4 protein-coding genes and 3 tRNA genes are annotated in these 2,958 nt (G+C 56.1%); all 7 read left to right on the forward strand.

The genetic code is table 11. The annotated features are described in order from the left end of the window. Positions 1–199: 199 nt before the first annotated feature. A complete protein-coding gene (gene birA / locus ACIQUF_RS25500) occupies positions 200–1,159 on the forward strand; it encodes a bifunctional biotin--[acetyl-CoA-carboxylase] ligase/biotin operon repressor BirA (protein WP_403136511.1) in 960 nt (319 codons plus the stop codon). Further along, entirely contained in the window at positions 1,149–1,898 is a 750-nt protein-coding gene (locus tag ACIQUF_RS25505) for a pantothenate kinase (protein WP_403136513.1), read from the forward strand. Before birA ends, ACIQUF_RS25505 begins: the two co-directional genes overlap by 11 nt. Positions 1,899–1,905: 7 nt before the next feature. Beyond that, entirely contained in the window at positions 1,906–2,331 is a 426-nt protein-coding gene (locus ACIQUF_RS25510) for a hypothetical protein (RefSeq protein ID WP_403136515.1), read from the forward strand. Positions 2,332–2,483: 152 nt separating this feature from the next. Further along, positions 2,484–2,567: transfer RNA gene (locus ACIQUF_RS25515), tRNA-Tyr, on the forward strand. 24 nt (positions 2,568–2,591) lie between these two features. Next, a tRNA-Gly gene (locus ACIQUF_RS25520) sits at positions 2,592–2,665 on the forward strand. Positions 2,666–2,694: 29 nt separating this feature from the next. Continuing rightward, positions 2,695–2,770, forward strand: a tRNA-Thr gene (locus ACIQUF_RS25525). 78 nt (positions 2,771–2,848) lie between these two features. Continuing rightward, on the forward strand, positions 2,849–2,958 hold a 110-nt coding region (locus ACIQUF_RS25530), incomplete at its 3' end, for a GTP-binding protein (RefSeq protein ID WP_132579187.1).

Here is a 2,958-nt window from a genome sequence, read left to right on the forward strand (position 1 = left end):
GTAGTGTGGGGTTTCCCCATGTGAGAGTAGGTCATCGTCAAGATTCATTTCGCAAAACCCCTATCTGCGCGAGCAGGTAGGGGTTTTGTCTTTTCCGGCGGAAAAACTCCGCGTCCGTGGTCTTTTCGGGCGGCCCTTTTCCTATGCAAGCCCATTGCCCATAGCTATCATGCCTGCCTTATTCCAAGTCGAGACTGGCATGCTGAAGTTGTTAAATCTCCTCAAGGATGGCCGGTTCCATTCCGGAGAAGCCTTGGGGGCAGCCCTCGGGGTGAGTCGCAGCGCCGTTTGGAAGCAGCTGCAGCACCTGGAGAGTGAGCTGAACCTCACCATTCACAAAGTCCGTGGGCGTGGCTACCAGCTAGCGGCGCCTCTCGCCCTGCTCGATGCGAAGGCGATCGCCGACTTTGCCGAGGGTGACCAATGGCCTGTGTTCATCCACGAAACCATCGATTCGACCAATGCTGAAGGGCTTCGGCTTGCCAGTCAGGGCCAGGCTGCTCCATTTCTGGTCATTGCCGAGCGCCAGAGTGCTGGCCGCGGTCGCCGCGGCCGCCAATGGGTAAGCCCTTTTGCGGAAAACCTCTATTACAGCCTGGTGCTGCGTGTCGAAGGAGGCATGCGTCAGCTCGAGGGCTTGAGCCTGGTGGTGGGCTTGGCTGTCATGCGCACGTTGCAAGCCTTTGGTGTGAAGGATGTGGGGTTGAAATGGCCCAACGATGTGCTTGTTCGAGGGCAGAAGATCACTGGCATTCTGCTGGAGCTGGTCGGTGATCCTGCGGATGTCTGCCACGTCGTCCTTGGAATCGGCATCAATGTAAACATGCAGGCTAACCAACAGGTCGATCAGGAATGGACCTCGATGCGGCGTGAAATAGGCGCGACAATTGACCGCAATCGCCTGGTAGCCATGCTCAGTCAGCAACTGCAGCATGAGCTGGTGCGTCACCGTCGGTATGGTTTTGCCGCATTCCAGGAGGAGTGGGAGCAGGCTCATCTATGGCAGGGGCGTAATGTATCGCTTATTGCTGGCAGTACCCGTATCGATGGGGTGGTGCTGGGTGTGGACGGGCAGGGCGGGTTGCGCCTTGAAGTCGACGGTGTGGAAAAGAGCTTCAGTGGTGGTGAGCTCAGTTTGAGGTTGCGTGATGATTCTTGAGCTCGATTGCGGTAACAGCTTCATTAAATGGCGTGTCATTCACGCTGCCGACGCGACGATCGTAGGTGGCGGCATTGTCGATTCGGATCAGGCGCTGGTGGCTGAAGTGAGTGCGCTTACGTCATTGCGTTTGTCGGGTTGCCGTGTCGTCAGTGTGCGCAGTGAGGAAGAAACCGCTGCGCTCTGTGGATTGATCGCCCAGGCGTTTTCCGTCGTCGCGCGAGTTGCGGAGCCCGCCCAGCAAATGGCTGGTGTTCGTAACGGCTATGAAGATTTCCAGCGCTTGGGCATGGATCGCTGGCTCGCGGCTTTGGGCGCGTTCCATCTGGCTGGCGGGGCTTGTCTTGTGATTGACCTGGGTACTGCTGCGAAAGCCGATTTTATAGCCGCAGATGGCGAGCATCTGGGTGGTTACATCTGCCCGGGGATGCCGCTGATGCGCAGCCAGTTGCGCACGCACACCCGGCGGATCCGTTACGATGATGCTTCGGCAGAACGCGCACTGAACAGTCTCGCCCCTGGGCGCTCGACTGTCGAGGCAGTAGAGCGCGGTTGCGTATTGATGTTGCAGGGTTTTGCGCGCATCCAGGTCGAGCAAGCGCGTGCGTTGTGGGGTGAAGACTTTACCGTGTTTCTTACCGGTGGCGATGCGCCGTTGGTGTGTGAAGCTGCTCCACAAGCGCGTGTTGTCCCTGACCTGGTATTCGTTGGCCTGGCCATGGCCTGCCCTTTGGACTGAGGTGCCTATGCGTTGGTTGTTTCTGCTGTTACTGGTGCTCAACGTCTTCTACTACGTTTGGCACCAGCAGGAAGCCCCACTCAAAGCCAAGGATGTCACCCCGCTGTCGTTGTACAAGGGTAATCAACAAGAAATTCGCCTGCTGCGCGAAACAGGTGTCTCTGCCCCGGCTCGGCGCCGTGAGGAATGTTTGGTTGTAGGTGGCCTGGCAGGTAAAGAGCAGCTCGATGCGCTGCGCCAGCGCCTGTTCAGCCTGGATATCAATGCCCAGCCGGTATCTGGCCAATTGCCTGGGGCGGATGGCCTCTGGCTTAAAGTAGCGCCCGAAAGCGAGCGTTTGCTGGACCAAACCGTACTCGCCACTCTTTCCAACGATTTCAAAGACTTAAAACATAAAATTATTTTCTGCCAGGGTATTGCAACTGGCGAATAGCTTGATAGAATGGCGCCCGCTTCACAGGGAACACCACTCAGGTGGTAGAGCTGGAAGCGGTGTCAAAGCAGCTAAGTTTCAGATTTGATTGAAAAAATTTGAAAAAACGCTTGACACTAGGACGGCAGACAAATAGAATGCCGGCCACATCTGGAGGGATTCCCGAGCGGTCAAAGGGGACGGACTGTAAATCCGTTGCGAGAGCTTCGAAGGTTCGAATCCTTCTCCCTCCACCAGTTTTAGCGAGAGCCGCAAGCTCCGCGGGTATAGTTTAGTGGTAGAACCTCAGCCTTCCAAGCTGATGATGCGGGTTCGATTCCCGCTACCCGCTCCAAGTTTGCCGGATTTTGCGCAATGTGTTTCGCTCTTGTAGCTCAGTTGGTAGAGCACACCCTTGGTAAGGGTGAGGTCAGCGGTTCAAGTCCGCTCAAGAGCTCCATATAAACAAGGCAGATATGAAAATATCTGCCTTTGTTTTATCAGCGTAATGCTATTTCTTCTGCGGAGGATTGTATCGATGGCTAAGGAAAAGTTTGATCGTTCCCTTCCCCACGTTAACGTCGGCACTATCGGCCACGTTGACCACGGTAAGACCACTCTGACCGCAGCTCTGACTCGCGTCTGCTC

The sequence above is a fragment of the Pseudomonas sp. NPDC090233 genome (assembly GCF_044772285.1).
Taxonomy (GTDB): domain Bacteria; phylum Pseudomonadota; class Gammaproteobacteria; order Pseudomonadales; family Pseudomonadaceae; genus Aquipseudomonas.

Coding starts and splice junctions, on each gene's coding strand:
- birA (WP_403136511.1), top strand. CDS start 200: ATGCTGAAGTTGTTAAATCTCCTCAAGGATGGCCGGTTCCATTCCGGA.
- ACIQUF_RS25505 (WP_403136513.1), top strand. CDS start 1,149: ATGATTCTTGAGCTCGATTGCGGTAACAGCTTCATTAAATGGCGTGTC.
- ACIQUF_RS25510 (WP_403136515.1), top strand. CDS start 1,906: ATGCGTTGGTTGTTTCTGCTGTTACTGGTGCTCAACGTCTTCTACTAC.